Below are 20,134 nucleotides of genomic sequence, written 5' to 3' on the forward strand. Positions count from 1 at the left end.
ACTTTACCTGCCAAAGGAATTCCGTAATTTTAGCACTTGCTTCATATTTGGGCAGATTTGTCAATGCGTAAGTCCTAGATATGTCCACAACCCGAACAAGTCTTGGTGGATGGATACCACTGATCCACAAATACCAATTGCTTGCCTTTCTTCTTGGCAACCCATTCTAGGATTTGCAAAAACTCGCCCAAGGCTAAATCTGATATCTTCCTCCCCCAAAGTCGTTGCATCCCTTTGAGGTTCAAAGTCTCAAAACAGAGAATATTAAACTTGTCTGTTAACTCATGAGCTAACTTCCAAAACCAATCACGCCGACGATTAGAAATATCCTCATACTTGCGTACCAAGTTTTTCCTTGCTCGTTCGCGGTTGGATGAGCCTTTTAACTTCTTAGAATGCTGCCTACTCGCCTTTTTTATCGCGTTAAGTGACTGTTTAAAAAATTGGGGAGATTCGATTTGGTCACCGTCTGAGCAGGTGAGGAATGTCTTCAATCCAAAATCAAAGCCAGCAATTTTACCTGTCTTAACTTCGATTTCTGGATTACTATCGTCATCAACAACCACAACCATAAACAATTCACCCAATGGTGTGCGTTTTATGGTTAGTGTTTTGACCGTCCCCTCTATCTCTCTGGATTTCCAAAATGGATAAACTCGACTCCCTATTTTTACCCTATTTCCACCCAAAAACTTGTACCCTGCACGGGCTTTTAGGGTAAATGATTTGTACTTTTTGACCTTTTTAAATCCTGGTGGTCTAACTTTTTTTTTGTTGTACTTAAAAAACAATTGGTAGGCTTTCTCAATGCGTTGGCAGATATCTTGTACCGCTTGAGAACCTACAGATTGCCACAATGGATTACGCTTTCTTAGTTTGGCAACATGAGACTGAAGTTTTGCACAGTTTAAATGCTTGCCCCACATCCGGTAATACCGCTTGTGGAGAGCAATGCAATGGTTATAGATTGCTCCAGCAGCGTTGATTGTGCGCTTGAGGTATCTATTCCGCTTGTGTTTGTAGAACTTAAACTTCAGGGTTTTCATGGTTCCCATGATAGCAGAAATGGGTAGCCATTGGATAGCAATATGAAAGAGAGATTGAGTGTACGAGTCGATTCTGAAAGACTTGAAAAACTCAGAAGGGTTGCCAAACAAAAGCGCAAGACCATGACTCAATTGATTGAAGACTGGATCGATAGGTTGCAGGAAGAAAATTCGCCCGCTTATGGGCGAGGCTTTAAACCCATTTTTTCGGTAAAAAACGTTTTTACGACCTGCGAGCGTCCCGCACAGCACAATACAGCAAGCGGGAAGCTCGCACTCCCATGTAAATGCTTGCAGGCTTGATGCTCCTGATTCTCACCTGGATTCCCAATCTAAAATCTAATACGAATTTCACTGATGTCCTGCTCAACATAACCATTTTAGATTGGAGGACAAATTTCAAATCTCACATCTCAAATCTCACATCTCAAATCAAATTAGGGGCCGGAGAAAACGGCAGCTTCAATGTCCTGACGCGAGAGGGAGTATTTGAAGGCTCGGTGAATATCTTGGCCGTCGGCTCCAGCATCGATGTAACGGATGGTGAGTTGGTCAATATCGAGGGAGAGTTCTGCTTTCCAGGTAGGTCGATCGATCTGCCAGCAGTGGAGTTCTCGCCGGTCTTGCTGGCAGCCGCGGCTTTTTAGCCACTGCTCGATTTCCGGCAGCGGATGGTTGTACAAAGGAGTGTCAGCGGAAGGAAGAGTCATGCGATTTTAGATTTTAGATTTTAGATTGGGGATGGGGGATTGGGGATTTTAGACTTGGGATTGGGGATTGGGGATTTGGGATTTCGGATTTGGGATTTAAGGCTTTAATTGCCACGAATTAAGCCGATCGCGATCGCGAGTACCAAACATCCGATTAAGCTAGCTCCCATGATAAACAGAGCGAACATTTCTCCGGGGGAAAGAGGTCGATCCGTGGGATCTAGGTAAGCGGAGTTGTAAGTTTTTTTGTCAGATCCCGAAACCGGAGTAGTGAAGCCTGGGGGTTGCCCAATCACGTTCTGGCGAGAATAGCCTATTTTGATGTCGTAGGCGAGGCGACGTTCTGGGTTGCTGAGGGTGGCGTAGGCGTTGTTGAGCTGCTGAAATTTGGCGGTGGCGACTGCGGGCGGCAGCTCGGTGGTATCGGGATGGTAGAGTTTGCTCAGTTCCCGGTACGATCGCCGAATTTCGATCGCTGAGGCTGAAGGATGCAGCCCTAACAAGCCGTAATGAGTGGAACCCAAGGGGGTTTTTCCGGGTATTTTTTGACTTTTGTTTTTTGCAGTTGCCTCGTTTCCTGCCACCGAAGCCCCTCTCTGCCTATTGTTAATAATATTTGGTTATTTTAGCTGAAATCTGAAGGAAGAGGAATTAACCGCAGAGGGCGCAGAGAACGCAGAGGGAAGAGGGAAGAATTCTAAATTCTCCCGTTCTTCGTCTGTTTCTGCTATCACGCGGTTTTTTATTCTTTATTGGGGTTGACTTTTTCCGACGAGTGTGAGTTGACGAGGGCTAACACTGGGGCGTCGGTGGCTTCTGGTCGATCGATACTGTGTTCGCCGTCGATCGGAAGTTGGCAAGAAATCAGTTCTGTGACGATGCGATCGCCCAGAACATCTTCCCAATCCTGCAACTGTTCTCTGGCTTTGATCGGTGTATTGAGAGCCACGTCTACGCCCATTTGCTGAAGGTTGAGGCTGTGGGCTGTCGATCGGCGGTTGACCCACTCCACCAGCCAAACGCTCAATCCGACTGCTGCCATCAAAGGTAAGACAATGCGGTAATCGCGGGTTAATTCAAACATCAACAGGATGGCTGTCAGCGGCGCTCTGGCGCTGCCGGCGAGGACGGCGGCCATTCCCACCATGGCGTAGGCGGGAGGACCGGCGACTCGATCGGTCATTGCCGGCAGCATTTCCAAAAAGAGGCCGTAAGCCGAACCGAGGGAAGCTCCCAAAAACATCGCCGGAGCGAAGATGCCGCCCACTAAACCGCTGCCGAGGCTGATTGCTGTCATCGCCAGTTTGACAAACAGCAGCAGCAGGAGCAAAGGCAAGGAAAATTTAACATCTTGGAGCATTGCTTGGACTGTTTCGTAGCCGACACCCAAAATTTGAGGAAATTGCAGGGCGACTAAGCCGACGCAGGCCCCGCCGACGATCGGGTGAAGCGGCCGGGGCAGTCGTCCGAGCCAAGCAAATCCTCGGATTTTTCCTTGAAAACAGCGATCGGCCAATTGAATTGCTTCTGTGTAGGCTAGAGACACTCCGCTGGCCAAAAGTCCCAATCCCATGTACAGAGGCAGTTCTAGGGGGCTGCGGACATCGTAAACCGGCAAAGAAAAGGCCGGCTGAGCTCCCAAGCAGATTTGAGCGATGAGCGCGGAAACTACGGCGGAGAGCAAGACAACGCTGACTGAGGAAGTGGCGAAGGTGCTGCCGAGCACGACTTCTAAGGCAAAGAACACTCCGGCGATAGGAGAGTTAAACCCGGCAGATAAACCTGCTGCAGCTCCGGCGCCCAGGAGCAAGCGCTGCCGTTCTGGGGAGAGCTGTAAGACTTGAGCCAGCAGCATTCCGAAGTTGGCGCCGATTTCCACGCTGGGGGCTTCCGGGCCGAGGGAGGCGCCGGTGCCGAGGGAAACTGAGGCTGCCACCATTTTGGTGATGGGTTTGAGGGGGGAGAGTTCTTGTAGGCCGCGAGTGGCTGCAATTAAGGAAGACATATTCGGGCCAAAATCCCGAAATCGCCACCGCATCAGCCCGATGATGACTCCGCCGAGGGTGGGAATGCAGGCTAGCGTCCAAGAGCCTTTCGACGCGATCGCACCCATGAAGTCTTCCAGCATCAGGCTGTGGATGAAGTGGATGAGGTAGTGAAATGTGACGACGCCTGCACCCGTAACTCCCCCGATGACTAGGGAGAGGATGAGCAGGAGGGTTTCTGGGCTGGGGTGCAGGCGGTTGAATAGCGGGCTGAGGCTGGAGGCTTGGGGAGTTGCTGCGGTTGGCCCGGGTGGCGGCAGATCCACAGGAGGGGTGGGTCTCATTTAGCGGTTAATTCTTTGGTGAGAAGTTATATAAATATTACAATTTATTTCTTATTTTCATTTTGAGTTATTTTACGGGAATTGACAACTTAATTAAGTCGTATTTTAGGGTAAATTTTTGGGGCTGCGGCTGGGGTGGAATGACCAATTCTGAGGAGCGGCGGATTTGGCCGGATTGTATGCTAAGTTACATTCAAACTTAGATATACTTTGGCGATAATGCTAATTAACTATATTTAGCGTGTTGGCATTTAGGGAGATCGCCTCAGTGAACTACCAATATCATATAACTCAGTAAAAAACAACTTTCAAATTAAAGAATGGGCGATTTGAGATTTTACCTTACAACCACAAATCTCAAATCTCCAATTTTAAATCCCTCGCTGGCGCATACTATCACATCGGTTGTTGAGTGGGCGGAATTTTTGGTCTAGGTTTGGCGAGCGACATTAGGGGATCGCCGATGGTGGCGACTTTCCACGGAGGGGATTCTAGCTGGCGTGCTGCGATTAAAAAGGGTGAGCCTCGCTTAAGGCGATCGACCATTAATTTAGGTGGAATAAATGCAGATAAAAGAGGTTCGTTGACGCTGCCGACATAGGCGTAAGCACCATTTACTAACCAGCGTCCGGCAACGGTGTTTGTGTCATCTGGGACGGCTGCTGACCAACTGTGAATCATGTGGATTGCTGCCGGAAATTGGAGTTTTGGTATGTCCTCAACTGAAGCGTCGCCGTTGCCGACTTGGAATGATTTTGGATAGCCTTTGGAATTCATTAATATTAAGTCAAATGTCCACGGTTTTGAGGCTAAACTCCGCCACTTTTCCAAGCTAGATTCGGGTTTCTGCACTACTTCGACATTCAAACCTATGGTTTTTAGTCCGCTAGCTGCTTCCTCCATTTCATATTTTCCCCAATTTCCTTCCTTGGGGTAACTGTCATAAAGCATGGCGGTTTCGGTATCTAGAAATAAGGCGCACATGACTTGATAGATCGATCGCACCTCGGAACCGTAAATCCAGCCGACCGCCGCCCAGCGTTCGCCGTTGGGGTGTCTTCCCAAACCGTCTGTAACGGCTAGTTGTTCGTCTGGTTTTTCAGGAGATTGATATTTGACTGCTAGTTGGCGTACAATGGTTATTGTGTCGATCGGGTCTGCGAGTTGAGAGTAAAAATATCCGGTTGATTCGACAGCTTTTGTAACTGCTAGTTGCAGACTTTTCCACTGTGTATTATTGAGGGTATCGTTGGGTTTTCCGAAGTTGCCTTCTAGAAAGACTAAAGGTTGACCGTGAGCGGCTGCTAAGGCAACTGCGGCAGAACGTGCCGGGTCGTTTTCTGATGTGATTACTACTCCTGGGGGTTCCCAGCCGAGTTGCTTCCATTGTGCTTTTAAGGTTGGAGTATCGGTGGCTTTCCAAGCTGCTGCTGAGGCGTTCAGCATTAATTGTTGGAGTTTTTGATTTTTGGGCAGTTGCTGTTTGATGCTTGGCAAACGGACTATTTCTTCGGGTTGAAAGCGCTGCAAAAACATGGGCGCATATTTTTTGTCTTCGATGAGAATAGGCCAGTTTCCTTTGAGATTCCATTTTTGGATTGCTGCTAAGAATGTGGCTTCGTCTGGTACTAAAACTACGCGGTTGACTATTGGTATGTTGTCACGGAGGATGGCTGCTCGGAGGCCTGTTTGAATTGGCCAGGGTTCTTGTTTGGCTGAGGCGGGAAGTTGAAATGGTTTTTTGAAAAGGCGATCGCATCCGACACCGATTATTGCTAAGCTTACAATAAGTGCGATCGTCAGGAATTTAAATCTTAACTGTTTTTTCATAAGGCAAAGGGAAGGGGAAGGGCAGGGAAGCAAAACACTGGATTATAAATATGAGCAATTCTGTAAATATTTTTAGGGGCTGCGAGCGGATTTTCCGAGAAATACAACAGAGAAAACTTGTAAGTGCGCTCAAACTGACAACTTTTAGCATTATCGCCTTAACAGGTACAGGTTTGATAACTTTTGCAGCCAACATTTCCTCTGTTAAGCATCAAGTCCGACATTTGCTTATAGCGAGAGAATGCCGGAACTGCTATCTCTCAGGCGCTAATTTGAGTGCGGTTTTTCTCGAAGGCGTTAATTTAGAAAATGCTAACCTCAAAGATGCCAATTTGTGGAGTGCCAATTTGGTCAATGCTAATTTGAACAAAGCAAATTTGCGCGGGGTATACCTGATAAGCAGCAATTTGGCTGGGGCGAATTTGGAGGATAGCAATCTAGAAAATGCTTTTCTAGAGGATGCTTATTTGGCAGCTAATAACTTGAAAAATGCCAATTTAAAAGGTGCTTTCCTGAAAGGGACTTTTCTGGTCAATGCTAACTTGGAGGGCGCGAACTTGGAAGGGGCAAATCTGTGGATGGCAAACCTGGAAGAGGCTAATTTAAAGGGTGCTAATTTGAGGAATGCTTTGCTGCTTAGTACCAATTTGGCAGGAGCGAATTTAAAGGGGGCGATTATGCCTGACGGAACAAAGCATGAATAATTTTCTGGTTGATTCCTGTTAATAGATTCCGGGAATTAGTTTTTTAACTCGCTGGCGGTATTCTGAATAGGCTGGATATTTTTTGGTTAACCAGGCTTCTTCTCGGTTGGCTTTGATCTCGAAAAGTATTATTAATAGTGCGCTGGCTATTAAGTGGGATATGCTCATTTGAAAAAGTGTCCAGCCGAGGGCTGCTAAAATTAAGCCGCTGTATAATGGATGCCGCACTATTCCGTAAATGCCTGTTTGGACTAATTCTCCGTTTTCTATGGGATACGGTAAAGGTGTGAGGTTTTTTCCTAAGTCTATCAATGCTTTGATGATGAAAATTAATCCGGTTAAGCCGAGAATACTGGCTATAAACCAGATAATATAAAGTAAGTGGGTTGATTGAATTTTTAATCCGGGCAGTTGATAAACTGGTAAAATTACAAATCCTGTGAGCAATCCTCCTTGAAGCAAAACTAAATATTCGCCGCGGCTGTTTTTGCGCCAGCCTTCGCGAGTGAAACCCCAGTCAGTTAAGATTTTCATAGTAAGACAAAGGAAGAAGGAAGAAGGAAGAAGGAAGAGGGAAGAGGGAAGAGGGAAATGAACTGTAGGTTGGGTAGAACTTGGGTTTCATTCTACGGGCCCAACCTACAGGATATTTACACTCAACATTCAACAGTGAACTGTGAACAATTAACAAATTTATTCTACCCAGGGACGAGTCATTAGTTCTAGTTGGTTGACTTCATCTTGGCTTAAAGTCCAGCCTAATGCGCCGGCGTTTTCTTGGGCTTGTTTTGCGGTTTTGGCACCGGGAATGGGGATGACTCCGTTTTGGCATATCAACCAGTTTAGGGCTACTTGGGCGGGCGTGCGATCGCGCTTTCTGCCCATTTTTCGCAGGGTGGACATGACTAATTCGATTTTTTCGATGCCGCTTTTACTGAAGCGGGAGTCCATTTTGCGGGCTCCTGTAGGTTGTTCTTGGGCTGTGTATTTGCCGGTAAGCAATCCTTGGGCTAAGGGGCTGTACGCTAAAATTGTGACTCCCAATTCGCGGGCTGCACTCACAATTCCTTGTTTTTCTACTTGCCGCGACAGCAAGGAGTAACGCACTTGATTTGTTGCTAGGGGAACGCCTCTTGCTGCTAGTACTTTGTGGGCTTGCCGCATCTGTTCTACTGAATAGTTGCTGACTCCTACTGCTTGAATTCTGCCTTGTTTTACTTCATCCGCTAAGGCGTTCATCAGGGTTTCTTGACTCAGTAAAAAAGTGAATGGCCAGTGCACTTGGTAGAGGGCTATTTGTTCTACTTGCAAGCGTTTTAAGCTGGAACTCAAAGCGTCGGAAACTGATTTTCCTGTAATCCGCCAAGGTACGGGGCCGAATTTGGTGGCTATTTGCACGGGTTGGGTGGTTTTTTTGAGAAACTGCCCCAGTAATTCTTCTGACAAGCCGTTACCGTAGACTTCGGCTGTGTCGAAAAAGTTGACTCCGCTGTCTAGGGATGTTTTGAATGCTGCTTCGACTTCGGCGGCGCCGTAGTTGCTGCCGTAGTTCCAAAATAGTTTGTCGCCCCAAGCCCAAGTTCCGACGCACAGGGGAATGACGGCTGGGCCATTTTGTCCTAGGGTAATGGTTGTCACGGTTGGTAAATCCACAATTCTTTATTGTCTATTATTTTTCTATAAATAGTCGCGATCGAGCTTCTAGCCGGGGGAGGAAACACGGCTGGTGGCGAGTATGTCAGTTACTATAAATGCTGATGCTGTGTTTATTTGAATAGCTATGTCGATCGACCGTTTGCCAGATTCAAGATTAACAGATTCCGCGACTCCTGCCATCAAAAGAGTTTCCCTCCTGACTATGTTCCGGTTGGGTTTGTTTCAGATGGGATTGGGCATGATGTCGATTTTGACGCTGGGGGTGCTCAATCGCATCATGATTAAGGAGTTGGCGATTCCGGCTACTGTGGTGGCTGGTACGCTGGCCATGCACCAGTTTGTCGCGCCGGCTAGGGTGTGGTTCGGGCAAATGTCTGATGCTAAGCCTTTGTTTGGCCATCACCGCACGGGTTATGTGTGGGTAGGAAGCATTTTGTTTGTGATTTCCGCTTTTTTGGCGGTACAAGTGATGTGGCGTTTGGGCGCCAGTTTGGAGGCTGTGGGGTGGACGACTCCTACTTACGGTTGGGTGGGTTTATTGGGTTTGATTTTTGCGCTTTACGGTATTGCTATTTGTTCGAGTTCGACTCCTTTTGCTGCTTTGTTAGTGGATGTTTCCGATGAGGAAGATCGATCGAAGTTGGTGGGTGTGGTGTGGTCGATGCTGATGGTTGGTATTATTATCGGGGCGATTATTAGCAGCGGTTTGCTGAAGCAAATTGATGGGGATGTGCCACGGGAAGTTTTACAGGCTTCGATTAATGGTTTGTTTGTGAAGGTGCCGGCGCTTGTTTTGCTGTTGGTGGGGATTGCGACTTTTGGCGTTGAGAAAAAGTATTCGCGGTACAAAGTGCGATCGTCCGCCGTGAATCGAGAAGATAAAATTACTCTGGGAAGTGCGCTGCGGATTTTGACTGCTAGTCGCCAAACCGGTTTGTTTTTTACTTTCCTGCTGGTTATGACAATTTGCTTGTTTATGCAGGATGCGGTTTTGGAACCTTACGGCGGGGAAATTTTTAAGATGGCGATTTCGGAAACTACTCGGTTGAATGCTATTTACGGTACTGGTACTCTGATCGGTTTGGCTACAACTGGTTTTTTTATTGTACCGCGCCTCGGCAAGCAAAATACGATTAGGTTGGGCTGTTTGTCGGTGGCGGCTTGTTTTGGTTTAATTATTTTATCGGGATTTACTGGTAATCCAATTGTGTTTAAGTCGGCTTTAATGTTGTTTGGTTTAGCTTCGGGAATTACGACGACGGGTGCGCTGAGTTTGATGTTGGATTTGACTGCTGCAGAAACTGCGGGGACTTTTATTGGTGCTTGGGGTTTGTCGCAGGCGATGGCGCGGGGGGTGGCGACGGTTAGCGGCGGTGCTATTTTGGATTTTGGCAGGAGTTTGTTTGGGGTGCCGATGCTGGCCTATGGGTTGGTGTTTGCGGTGCCGGCGGTGGGTATGATTCTGGCTGTTTGGCTGTTGGGTAGGGTGGATGTTGAGGAGTTTCAGGATAATGCTAAAAGTGCGATCGCCACTATTCTTGAAAATGACTTAGACTGATGTTTTGTCAGTTGCCAGTTGGCAGTTGGCAGTTGTCAGTTAATAGTTCCAATAACTAATAACCAATAACTAATAAGTCATGAAAGATTTTTGGGATTCTATTTTAAGTTTTGCACGGGTTACTGTCGATCGAGTGGGGCAGCAGTTGTTGCAAGATTTCGGTTCTGCACAAGCGGATGAGAAGGATGATGGGAGTTTGGTTACGCAGTCTGACAATTGGGCGGATGCAGAAATTAGAAGTGCGATCGCATCTGCTTTTCCCACTCACGGGATTTTAAGTGAGGAAGGAGAACAGGTTTTCCCCGATACTGAATGGTGCTGGATTGTCGATCCTTTGGATGGTACAACTAATTTTGCTAGGGGAATTCCGATTTGGGGTATTTCTTTGGGTTTGTTGTATCGCGGAACTCCGGTTTTTGGCTGCGTGCATTTGCCGCCAATTAATCAGTCTTTTCACGGTTTTTTTGCACCTGATTTGGCGGGCGGCGTGTTTGACAATATGCCTCAAGGTGCGTTTTTAAACGGGCAGCACATTCGGCCGAGTGCTGATAAAATGAGCGGCAATCATTTTTTTAATTTGTGTTCGCGGAGTGTGGGAATCGCGCCTCATCTTCCGAGTAAAGTTCGGATGTTGGGTATGGCTAGTTACAATTTTTTGACGGTGGCTTCGGGTGCGGTGTTGGGAGGGGTGGAAGCGACGCCGAAAATTTGGGATATTGCCGGGAGTTGGGTAATTGTGAAGGCTGCTGGTGCGGTTTGGTTGCCGCTGGAATCCCAGGGTATTTTTCCGCTGGAAGTGGGGAAGAATTACGGGAGGATTTCTTATCCGACTTTGGTGATGAACCGGCAGGAGTTGGTGTCGGTGTTTTTGCCGTTTGTGGAGGCTTGGAAGAAGAAAAAAATGGGGTGATTTGTGCGAAGGGAAGCTATGCCGTAGGAAATCGAACAATTATTAAATAAAACGGCAGGGCAGGCGTGACGGAGGAGTCTCCCACGCCTGCCGTGCTGTTTGGAAGAAATATACCGACCGATGACCGATGGTTCAAGTATGCCTACTCTCGTCTATTTCTGCCAATCTGCGATCGGGTGGTTTTGTTTTACGTCGATCGGGTGATGCGGTTTCGTACAATTTGTGGTAAGTTTTGAACTCGCTATTATATCTGAGAAATAAAATTCTACCCGTTTTCAAGTAGAGGTACAAGGGTAAATAGATTTACTGCGGTGTTGGAAAAAGTAGATGAGTGGTATGGCTAGGTCGAAGAGTTAGCCTGTGGGAAGATACAAGAATAAACCTTGGAAGAAACTCAGAAAATTATGCGGTTTGCGATCGCACTAATCTCGATAGCACAATTCTCGCATCCGATTTGCTGACAGCGGCAGTCCCAATTCTACCAGCGTTTGTAGATACTCGTCAGGCGTTTTTGGCGGATTCTTGAGCCTGATTCTTTGTTTCTCGGCTGCTTTGCATACACCTTCAAAATTCAAGTTGAGAAAGCGCAGGATTAACTGATCAGGGTGCAGCGGTTGAATGTTATATTGTTTAAGATTCTCAGCAGGAAAATCCCTGAGATTGAAAGTAACGATAAAATCCGCGCGAGAATGAATTGCTGCTGCTAGAACGTGCCGATCGCCCGGATCTGGAAGTTCCAACTCTGGTATAATTCGCTCGTAGCCAGTCACCACACAATTTTTTATGCTTGCATTCATCATATTTTGGGTTCTGGCAAGCTGTTCTAATGTGAGATTTGGATTGTTTTGAAGCACGTTTCTCATCCACTCGCCGTGAATCTCTTCTGTCCACCTCGGCTCAAACACATCACCAACTGCTAATTCCATCAGAAAATCGCGGAGTGCGGCTGAATACAAAACATTAGCATCGCAGACAAATTTTACAATTTCCATGAGTTAGTCGTACAAACCGAGTGCTTCTGATTCTGCGACAAGTTCGTCAAGTATTTTACTTCTTTTTTCATAATCCTGCTTTTTATATTTCATTACATCTTCATAACGTATCCGGCGACAGGTACTTACCATTTTGTATGGAATTTCGCCAGAATCTAGCAACTTCCACACATACTCGCGGGAGACATTGAGTAAGGCCTCAACCTGCCAGATATCGAGTTCCTCAGTAATTGGAATCAGCTTGACAGTATTGCCGCTGCTTGTTTGTTGCAAAATTCCTAACAGCAGGGGTAACGCTGCGGCCGGTATGTCAATTGTTTCTCCCTCTTTTTCGTTTAATATCAATTTGAGGGATTCGCCAGACGGATGATTTTGCAAGTGCGATTCTAAAGCGCGGCTACTGGTTTTGGCAACCGCTGCTTCTGCTGCTGTCGGCAAAGCAGGTGCTGAGTCGGGATCTCCGGTGAATGTCATGTTAATTTGGGGTTGAGTATAACAGGCAATCAACTACGATCGTAGCAATTTTGCGAGGCGATCGCACTTGATGCAGCCAGCGCAATAACAGATGCTGGGATTGGGACACAACATTGCTGTGTCCCTACTGGAAAATGAATTTATTGCTTCAGGCGATTAATTTCGACAGCACATTAGACAACTTAGCACCGAGATTCTCAACAGCGTCCTGCTGTTTGGGATCTTTCATCGTACCGTCAGCATTAAATGCTTCAAAAGCTTGGGGAATTGCTTTCTGATCGGGGAGTACCAATACGTTAATATTCCCCAGGATCGATCGCAAATGCACTAATCCCCGCAAACCGCCCATTCCCCCTGGGGAAGCACTCATAATTACCGCTACTTTGCCAGTAAATGCCACCAATCCCGGTTCACCCGGTGCTGGGCGCGATACCCAATCAATCGCATTTTTCAACACAGGCGTAATTGAACTGTTATATTCAGGGGAAGCTATCAAAAACCCGTCATGCGCTACCATCAATTCCTTCAATTTGCGGGCATTTTCTGGCATTCCCTCTTTTGCTTCTAAATCTTCGTCAAATAGCGGCATCGGCAAATCGCGCAAATCTAAATATGTAACTTCTGCACCCGCCGCCGTAGCCCCAGCCGCCGCAACTTTTACCAGCAGTTTGTTATAGGATGCTTCGCGGGTACTCCCCGCAAATGCAAGTATTTTTGGTCTGTTTGTCATTGATTTTTTCCTGATTATGGCTTGCGCGTATAATTGTACTATTTCGAGTGATTCCAAACAAAGTCAGCAATGGGTCTATCTGCGGACAAAGGAAGATTTTCAATGGAATTGAATAAAACCGATCGCATTTTTACATTCCCGACTCCCAAACGCCTCTCGACGCGACTGGGAATGCCGTAACCGTAAATAATGTGTCCTTTCCCCACCAACACGACAACTTGATAGTCGGGGTTTGCTTTGACAAATTCAGCGATTTTTTCCGCCATAGTTTCGTCCCACAAAACTTGGGCTTGCAAAAATCTTTCAAAAGCCGTACTATTTCCCTGTGCTGCCTTTTGGTGTTGCTGGTAAACTTCTAGCAGCAGTTGCCGATATTCGGCCTTGTCGGTGCGAATTTCGGATATTGGCGGAATGTGCTTTTTTTCCTCTGCAGTGAGGCTTTCTAAACCTTGACTGGCAACTTTTCTCGTTACTTCGGATGGTGTATTTAAGGCGAGGACAGGTAGTTGATTTTCTTTGGCAAACCGCAAAATGGGGGCATAAGATTCCCAGGGAAAGCGCCATCTGCGATCGTACTCTGTTTGCTCGACTAATTGCTGTTCAGTCAGTTTACCTGCTAAGTAGTTGTCGATCGCGCTTTGAAAGGGACGCTGAAACATTTCCATCGCGATCGCAATTTTCCGATTTTGCCGCTGCATTTCTCGGATAATCGCCAGTTGAGCTTGATGGTCTTCCGCGCTATCGTGGGTTTCTCCCAGATACACGACTTTTGCCTTTACCAACTGTTGCAGAATCTCTTGGTTAGTGTAAGTTTGCCCAGGTTGAGGGTTCGCCGTCGTTTGCGCTGTCACTGCACTGCTGCACAGCAGAAAGATACTGAGCGATAAGGCGCACAGTTTGATGAGTTTGGTTGTTTTCATACAAATATTATGCCGTTTCTCGCAGCAGCAAGCACAGCCGAACTCTACTATTTTAGCTGAGCAGCTAGAAAGCTCAATGCTTAATTTAACTTCATAATTATCCGCAGTTACTTCTAAAAATGTAAAGTTTAGTTGCAGGTACTTGCGCTTCTAGAAGGAGGTGATAAATTAATAATATGAAGCAAACAAAAAGCTTCTCTGACAGATACCAAATCTAGATACCGCAGCGAAGTTCACAATAGAATCTAAGGAGTAAAACGCTGTCTAATCTCACATCTGTCTCATCAAAAACCAATAGCAGCACCCACCAACAAAGCTGATACTTCCTCAAATAATTAGAGGGGAGCAATGCAACTGAATCCGAGGATTATTGCAACTCCGCATCGAAGTTTAAAAAAGAGGAAATCACTCGGTACATATGGCTGGGTGCTGTTGTTGTTAAAAGAGATTTTGGGTTTGTGATGTTTTTTTCAGTAGAGGCAGAGCTTCTAGATAGGCGTTACCGGGCAGAGCCGGGTAACGAGCCTAAAAGGAGAAAAACTAGAAAATTACTGGAAAATTGTCTCGTCTTCCTTTCGCCACGCGGGATCGACGATACAAATAAATATTAGCGGCTCTGTGCCACAGTTGTAAATAAACTGCTTGGCGTTTGGGGGAATGTAAACTGCATCTCCGGCTTCTACGAATTGATTTTCGTCGTCGATGTGCATTTCTCCAACGCCGCTGAGGATGTAATAAACTTCAGAAGTTGTCAGGGAGTGCAGCGCAGAAGTTTGTCCCGGTGGCAAAGCGGCGTGGGCTAAACTGTAACGCAAATCCACAGCTTGTTTGTCTGGATGCAGTAATTCTCGCAGTTGAGTACCGTCGCCAGCAATAAACTCGTCGCAGGCATTTAGCTTTTGAATTAGCATTCTTTCCCATCTCCTGAAAATCTCTTTACCACAACATCAGTTTAATTGAAAAGACATCTGGAAAAATCCCCCAATCGTTGGATTGAAACGTTTGTAGCTGTTTGACACCTGCGGTCAAACAGCCACAAACGGAACAGGCGATCGGGGGAGAGAAGATTAATTAATAGAAACAAGCCTATTTAATCAACCATTTTAATTCATTTTTTTATTTAATTGCACTTTAACGAAGCAGAACTATCGCACCTATGGGGAGTTAGACATTTTAAGGTTCCTAAACGGGCCGAGACTTAAACAAATTTCAAGCCCCAACTTGGTATGTGTGTGGCAAATACGTCACCATTATTTTGCACGCAACGGACAAATCTATAAGATATGGCTGTTCTCAAAGGATGGGAGATGGCGTCGGGCTTGGTTTTTTTTCAGGAGTGTGCCTTGACGTAAAAAACACTATCCTCTATAAATTATAAGCTATCTATAGCAATCCTAAATGATTTTCTATATCTAGAGCAATCCTAAATGATTTTCTGTGTGTAAGTATATTGACGTATTTTGGGGAAATCAAATTTATGTTCGTTAGTAAAAAACTCAAACAAAAATTTGACAATCTTAAAAGACCTACATAAATACCAATACTTTCTTAAAAAGTTTTTAGCTTGTAACCAAATATCTTCAACGGGATTCTGTTGGGGAGCATTGGGAGCAAATAAGATACAAGTAATTGACCAGTTATCAGGTTCTTTGTCACCATTTATTTGTAATAAAAAATCTCTAAATTCTCCCTATTTATGATAACTAGCTCCATCCCAAATCAAGATAATCTTGCGATTTTTATATTTATTTTGTAAGTATTTTATGAATTTAACTGTTGATTTTCCATCACCAGATGGATGACTCTGAATATGGAATTCTTTGCTTTGATAATTGAGTGCGCCAAAATAAGTTTGTCTATCTTTTTCATTGGTAATTGGGACTTCAATTCTGCTTTTGGAGTGGCCCCAAACATAACCAGTCAGATCACCATGAAGTAGATGACATTCATCTAAAAACAATACTATTATTTTCCCCGCTTCTATACCAGCCTTGTTTTTAAATAAAATATCGTTAATTTCTTCCGTCTTTTTTTTTACCAGTTCTTTATCAAATTTAGGATGAGTTGTTAGAGTTTTTTTCCAACTAATTTTCGCCCGGTCGAAAAGTTCATAGTAACTCTGTTTTGATTTATATATCACACCAAATTTTTGCTCTAAATAAGTAACCAGCTCATCTAAATTCCAATATCCTTTATTCTTTAACCACTCGATTATTTCAGTATTTTGTCGAGCTGTTAAATACCCTTTTGACCCTTTCTGTCCTAGTTTGATTCCTTCGATGCCTTTGATTTTAAATTGTTTTTTCCAATAACCAATAAAAAACTTACTTACACCTAAAGTCAGGCTGATTTCATGGTAGATATTACCTGAGATAGCCATCCTTACAGCTATTGCTCGTTTTAGTTCTCTGGCATCGATATCGCTTTTAATGAAATATTCTAATTCGGCTATTTCTTTGTCCATATATTTTTGTTGCAGTTGTAAGTTATTCATTTTTTTATTGTCACAATCAAGTATTGCATATAATTGTATCATAGTCTTGATAATGATTTAGGATTGCTATATTCTTATTTCATTGTTTAAGTGCCGTTAGCTGTAGTAGGAGCAGTAGCACTTGGAGCTGCTTGCTGTAGACGTGACCCAGTGGATTTGAGCTACTGAAAACTCCATTCCTAAACCTTATAGATGTCTAGAAAGGGAGTTTATCAGAGGAGTATTATGCCTTGGAGCTGGTTGAGCAATCGTTTGGATGATTTCCTAATGTAGAAATGCTAATACAAAGCACTTACGCTTACTTTTCTAAGATTGCTCAACCAAACACCCCTAAAACACAAAGTTGTTCAGAGCGCTCAAATCGGCAGCCAGAACGTTTTCGACAGTAATGTAATTTTTGAATTTGTTGTCATCACCGAAGCCATCTTGATTGAGCTGGACGGCAACTTTGCCACCTCTTTGAACCAACTGCACATAACCATCCGCGATCGCGTTTGTGCCGTTATAGCCACCAGGAACCAAGCTATCGAGCAACTCGGTGAGAACGATTTTATCAGTGCCAGTGATAAAGTCCTCAATCCGGTCTCCCGAATCTTCAATGTTGGTGTAGACAAAGCGATCGCTACCAGCGCCACCCGTAAGCTTATCCCCACCGGAACCACCAGTAATGACTTCATTCAAAGCGGTGCCCGTAAACGAATCATTTTTTTGTGTCCCTACATACTGAGGAAGGGTGAAGCGAGCCACACTGGGGTCGTGGTCACTATCCTGATCCGCAAACTCAGAGTTGATATGAACAACATCAAACTCATCTAAATTATTAAACAGCGTATTGCTCGCCAAGATGTGATCCAAAACCTGCGCGTTGCCTTGGAAGTTGTAGGTGTACTGCTCGTTTGTCGGTAGGGTTTCGATCAGGTTGTTCAGGACTGGTGTACCCACACCACCCGGTGTCCCTTTGAGGATGTTCAAAGGTTCAGAGAACGGAAACTCATTCAAGTCACCCAAAACAATCACATTTGCCGTAGAGTCGGCGGCGAGGATACTATCTACAAAGTTGTTAACAATCTGCGCTTGCTGGCGGCGTTGGACTTCACTCGTGAGGACTGGGGGCTGGTTTGGCCCAAAGAGGGGCTGATCGCCACCCTTGGAATTGAAGTGATTTCCAATCACGAAGAGCTTGTGACCGTTGAACAGAAACTCCCCGACCAAAGGCTTACGGCTATTTGCGAAGGCGTCACCATCCGAGAGATCAGTGTCAACGATCCGACCCGGACTGAAGGAAAGCTGCGGGTCGCCACCAACATTATTTACAGTGGTTTGGGTTGTGGCTGTCCCACCCGGACGATCTACATACGTGACCCGTTCTGGCTTAAATAGAAAACCGACGCGGATATTTCCCCCCGGTTCACCACCATCCTGGTCATCAGTTGGATTAATCTGACGGAACTCATAAGTCGGGCCGCCTGCCGCCTGAATCGCTGCGATCAAGGTGTTGTAAGTGATGGCAGCATCAACAACGCTATCGTTAGTCGGACCGTTATTGTCTTGAATCTCCTCTAGGGTAATAATGTCCGGTGATTGAAGGTTAGTAACGATGCGTTGAGCCAAGGCATTAAACTGGGTAGCCCCATCACTTGGGTCTAAGTTCTCCACATTAAAGGTAGCGACCGTCAGCTTGTCATCAACTGGGTTTAGGGTAGTGACTTCCTTCTCTAAGGGACTGGGAGTATCAACAGTGATGGGGGAAGTTGCCAGCACTTCGTAGTTGTTGAAGTTGTAGCTTATCACCCCGGTCACTGTGTCGAGTTGCGCTCCGACATCTACCAAGGGTGACGAAGAGCCAGGACGAATCAGATCATCATCAATCTGAATGCGTTCGGGGTTAAAGTCATTAGGACTGATGAGGCTACCCCCACGAGCTGTGCGCCCCGTGGCATCTGCGCCATTGTCATCAAGTACCCAAATCTCCCCAAAATTGTTTGTCGGACTAACTGCTACAGGATTGTTGACCTGTACTAGCATTCCTTCGAGGCTTTCATAGTAATCAATGCCTTCAGTAGCAGGCTCAAAATCACCGCCTGTTTCCACGTTGCCAGGGTTAGCCGTAGAAAAGTCGTTGTTGATGACTAATGTGGGAGGATTGACGCTTATAGGGGTAATCGTGGTTGTCGGCGCAGTTGTCCAGGGGGTAACGCTTAGAGCCTGAGTCGAGGTGTTACTAATCTGGGTAGTCGTGAGGTTATTCGCTCCAGGGCGAAACTCGCTCACAGTACCCGTGACGAGAACAGCACCACCGATGCTGACACTGTTGAGAATGGCTGAGCCTGCGGAGCTTGTGCCTGTGAAGACAAAAATCCCCTCAGATGTTGCAGCATCGGCATCGGGTGTAGGATCTTGGAGGTAGAATCCGTTAGAAGCTTTGGCGGTAACGATTCCGGCAACATTGAAGACACCGACTCGATCCGTTGCAGAGGTAAGAAGGGGGGAGATGTGATCCGTTCCTTGAATGTCACGGATGCGGGTCAGTGGCACATCATTATCTGCAATGGTCACTGTGCCTGTGCTTGAACCACCGAGGTCATAGTCGCTGGTATCGACTAGGTTGAGCGTGACGGTTTCATTGCCTTCCACTGCACTATCGTCTACTGGTGCGATCGCCAAATCGACAAAGGATTGCCCAGCGTCAATGGTGGCAATCCCAGTCAAATTTGGCGTATAGTCCGTGCCATTGGTCGCCTGACCCGTACCCGTGGCGACGGTGTAGTTCACGCTTAGGGGGGCACTCGTGTCACCTGTGCGCGTAATTTTAAACGTCCCTGGCTCTTGCCCTGCCTCTGCTGCGTTTGCGTCTGTTGCCTGGAGTGTGACTGTTGTTGTGGGTTCGCCACCACCAGGAGTACCTGTGATGCTGATGTCATCAACCCCGATCCACTCATCATTCCCAACAGCGTTAGTTGTGATGATCCGGAGTTGAACTTGAGATTGATTCTGTGCTCCTGCTGGCAAGGTGACATTAACTGGTGTGACTTCGGTTGCTAAACTTGGACCAGTGCTGGCGTCTGCAACGTAGCCAGCAGGGATATTAATAAAATTGCCCGATGTCCCGACGCGGTATTGCAAAGCGACTGGTTGAACAGCGTTATCGATAGAACCATCCACATCGCGGAGATTGAAGGAGACGTTGATGTTCGTAACGCCGACAGTGTTGAGGTAAATCAGCAAAAAAGGGGCATCTGCTGTACCGGAACCAGTAAGGGCAACAACGGGGTTCGCGATCTCAAATTCAGCAACACCACCTGTGTTAAAGGTGTTGGGATTGGTCTGATTTGCATTGACATCAATGGGCGATGTGCCGGCCACAACAATGGTTTGTGGATCTGTTCCCGTTGCGCCTGTTAGTTCATCTCCGCGAAAACCATCAATACTTGGGATACCGGACCAGTCATCATTAACCGTGATGAGACTTTTGTTTGACCAATCCTGTGTTAGCGAACCGATAAGAAGGTCGTGATATGTGGGTGCCATTGGTTGGTAAAACCTGTTTTGATTACTGTGGAAAATTGTTGAGTTGGTGGGCGACGATCGCACAGGAAAACGCTATCTTCACTTTAAGGATGCCTGGACGGCGATCGCTTATCCTCAAGATGTTTTAGGTGTCAAACCAAGGGACTGATTTGCCCTGAGAATGTCCGAGTCACAACGAATCTAACCTGACTAAACAGTCAGGCTAAAGACGATGCAGCACGAACGACTTCTTTAGATAAAGACTTTTGGCTAA

At 46.0% G+C, this 20,134-nt stretch carries 17 protein-coding genes; 3 read left to right on the forward strand and 14 right to left on the reverse strand.

Translation table 11 applies throughout. The annotated features are described in order from the left end of the window. Nucleotides 1-74: 74 nt before the first annotated feature. The 5 genes from QUA47_RS06475 to QUA47_RS06495 all read right to left on the reverse strand — a co-directional run bounded on the left by QUA47_RS06475 (nucleotide 75) and on the right by QUA47_RS06495 (nucleotide 5,915). Nucleotides 75-1,046, reverse strand: coding sequence for a transposase (locus QUA47_RS06475; RefSeq protein WP_333430126.1), 972 nt, complete (start codon nucleotides 1,044-1,046; stop codon nucleotides 75-77). Between the two features lie 437 nt (nucleotides 1,047-1,483). Next, complete coding sequence (locus QUA47_RS06480; RefSeq protein WP_006632601.1) at nucleotides 1,484-1,756, reverse strand: DUF3143 domain-containing protein; 273 nt, start codon at nucleotides 1,754-1,756, stop codon at nucleotides 1,484-1,486. Between the two features lie 104 nt (nucleotides 1,757-1,860). Then, nucleotides 1,861-2,340, reverse strand: a complete 480-nt coding sequence (locus tag QUA47_RS06485; RefSeq protein ID WP_333430127.1) for a J domain-containing protein — start codon at nucleotides 2,338-2,340, stop codon at nucleotides 1,861-1,863. Between the two features lie 158 nt (nucleotides 2,341-2,498). Continuing rightward, nucleotides 2,499-4,085, reverse strand: a complete 1,587-nt coding sequence (locus QUA47_RS06490; RefSeq protein WP_333430128.1) for a chloride channel protein — start codon at nucleotides 4,083-4,085, stop codon at nucleotides 2,499-2,501. Nucleotides 4,086-4,481: 396 nt separating this feature from the next. Then, nucleotides 4,482-5,915 (reverse strand): hypothetical protein, encoded by a 1,434-nt coding sequence (locus tag QUA47_RS06495; RefSeq protein ID WP_333430129.1) that lies wholly within the window; start codon nucleotides 5,913-5,915, stop codon nucleotides 4,482-4,484. 50 nt (nucleotides 5,916-5,965) lie between these two features. Between QUA47_RS06495 and QUA47_RS06500 the strand changes: the two genes are divergently transcribed. Beyond that, nucleotides 5,966-6,619 carry a pentapeptide repeat-containing protein gene (locus QUA47_RS06500; RefSeq protein WP_333430130.1) on the forward strand — a complete coding sequence of 218 codons (654 nt, stop codon included), beginning with the start codon at nucleotides 5,966-5,968 and terminating at the stop codon, nucleotides 6,617-6,619. A gap of 18 nt (nucleotides 6,620-6,637) precedes the next feature. Here QUA47_RS06500 and QUA47_RS06505 read toward each other — a convergent pair whose 3' ends face one another. Beyond that, nucleotides 6,638-7,153, reverse strand: a complete 516-nt coding sequence (locus QUA47_RS06505) for an isoprenylcysteine carboxylmethyltransferase family protein (protein WP_333430131.1) — start codon at nucleotides 7,151-7,153, stop codon at nucleotides 6,638-6,640. A 159-nt stretch (nucleotides 7,154-7,312) separates the two neighbouring features. After that, nucleotides 7,313-8,257, reverse strand: a complete 945-nt coding sequence (locus QUA47_RS06510; RefSeq protein WP_333430186.1) for an aldo/keto reductase — start codon at nucleotides 8,255-8,257, stop codon at nucleotides 7,313-7,315. 142 nt (nucleotides 8,258-8,399) lie between these two features. On the opposite strand from QUA47_RS06510, the gene QUA47_RS06515 reads away from it, so the two are divergent. Then, complete coding sequence (locus tag QUA47_RS06515; protein WP_333430132.1) at nucleotides 8,400-9,833, forward strand: BCD family MFS transporter; 1,434 nt, start codon at nucleotides 8,400-8,402, stop codon at nucleotides 9,831-9,833. 79 nt (nucleotides 9,834-9,912) lie between these two features. Continuing rightward, a complete protein-coding gene (locus QUA47_RS06520) occupies nucleotides 9,913-10,743 on the forward strand; it encodes an inositol monophosphatase family protein (protein WP_333430133.1) in 831 nt (276 codons plus the stop codon). A 422-nt stretch (nucleotides 10,744-11,165) separates the two neighbouring features. On the opposite strand, the gene QUA47_RS06525 is transcribed toward QUA47_RS06520, so the two are convergent. The 7 genes from QUA47_RS06525 to QUA47_RS06555 form a co-directional block, all read right to left on the reverse strand. After that, nucleotides 11,166-11,735 (reverse strand): PIN domain-containing protein, encoded by a 570-nt coding sequence (locus tag QUA47_RS06525; RefSeq protein ID WP_333430134.1) that lies wholly within the window; start codon nucleotides 11,733-11,735, stop codon nucleotides 11,166-11,168. 3 nt (nucleotides 11,736-11,738) lie between these two features. After that, nucleotides 11,739-12,209, reverse strand: a complete 471-nt coding sequence (locus QUA47_RS06530; protein WP_333333853.1) for an excisionase family DNA-binding protein — start codon at nucleotides 12,207-12,209, stop codon at nucleotides 11,739-11,741. A gap of 148 nt (nucleotides 12,210-12,357) precedes the next feature. Further along, nucleotides 12,358-12,939: an NAD(P)H-dependent oxidoreductase gene (locus QUA47_RS06535; RefSeq protein ID WP_333289787.1), complete on the reverse strand. Its 582-nt coding sequence runs from the start codon at nucleotides 12,937-12,939 to the stop codon at nucleotides 12,358-12,360. A gap of 38 nt (nucleotides 12,940-12,977) precedes the next feature. Further along, nucleotides 12,978-13,859 (reverse strand): ChaN family lipoprotein, encoded by an 882-nt coding sequence (locus tag QUA47_RS06540; RefSeq protein WP_333430135.1) that lies wholly within the window; start codon nucleotides 13,857-13,859, stop codon nucleotides 12,978-12,980. 548 nt (nucleotides 13,860-14,407) lie between these two features. Continuing rightward, complete coding sequence (locus tag QUA47_RS06545) at nucleotides 14,408-14,770, reverse strand: cupin domain-containing protein (RefSeq protein ID WP_333163759.1); 363 nt, start codon at nucleotides 14,768-14,770, stop codon at nucleotides 14,408-14,410. A 779-nt stretch (nucleotides 14,771-15,549) separates the two neighbouring features. After that, nucleotides 15,550-16,353, reverse strand: a complete 804-nt coding sequence (locus tag QUA47_RS06550; RefSeq protein WP_333430136.1) for an IS630 family transposase — start codon at nucleotides 16,351-16,353, stop codon at nucleotides 15,550-15,552. Between the two features lie 330 nt (nucleotides 16,354-16,683). After that, complete coding sequence (locus QUA47_RS06555) at nucleotides 16,684-19,881, reverse strand: endonuclease/exonuclease/phosphatase family protein (protein WP_333430137.1); 3,198 nt, start codon at nucleotides 19,879-19,881, stop codon at nucleotides 16,684-16,686. Nucleotides 19,882-20,134 lie beyond the last annotated feature (253 nt).

It is taken from the genome of Microcoleus sp. MON2_D5 (assembly GCF_036701905.1).
Taxonomy (GTDB): domain Bacteria; phylum Cyanobacteriota; class Cyanobacteriia; order Cyanobacteriales; family Microcoleaceae; genus Microcoleus.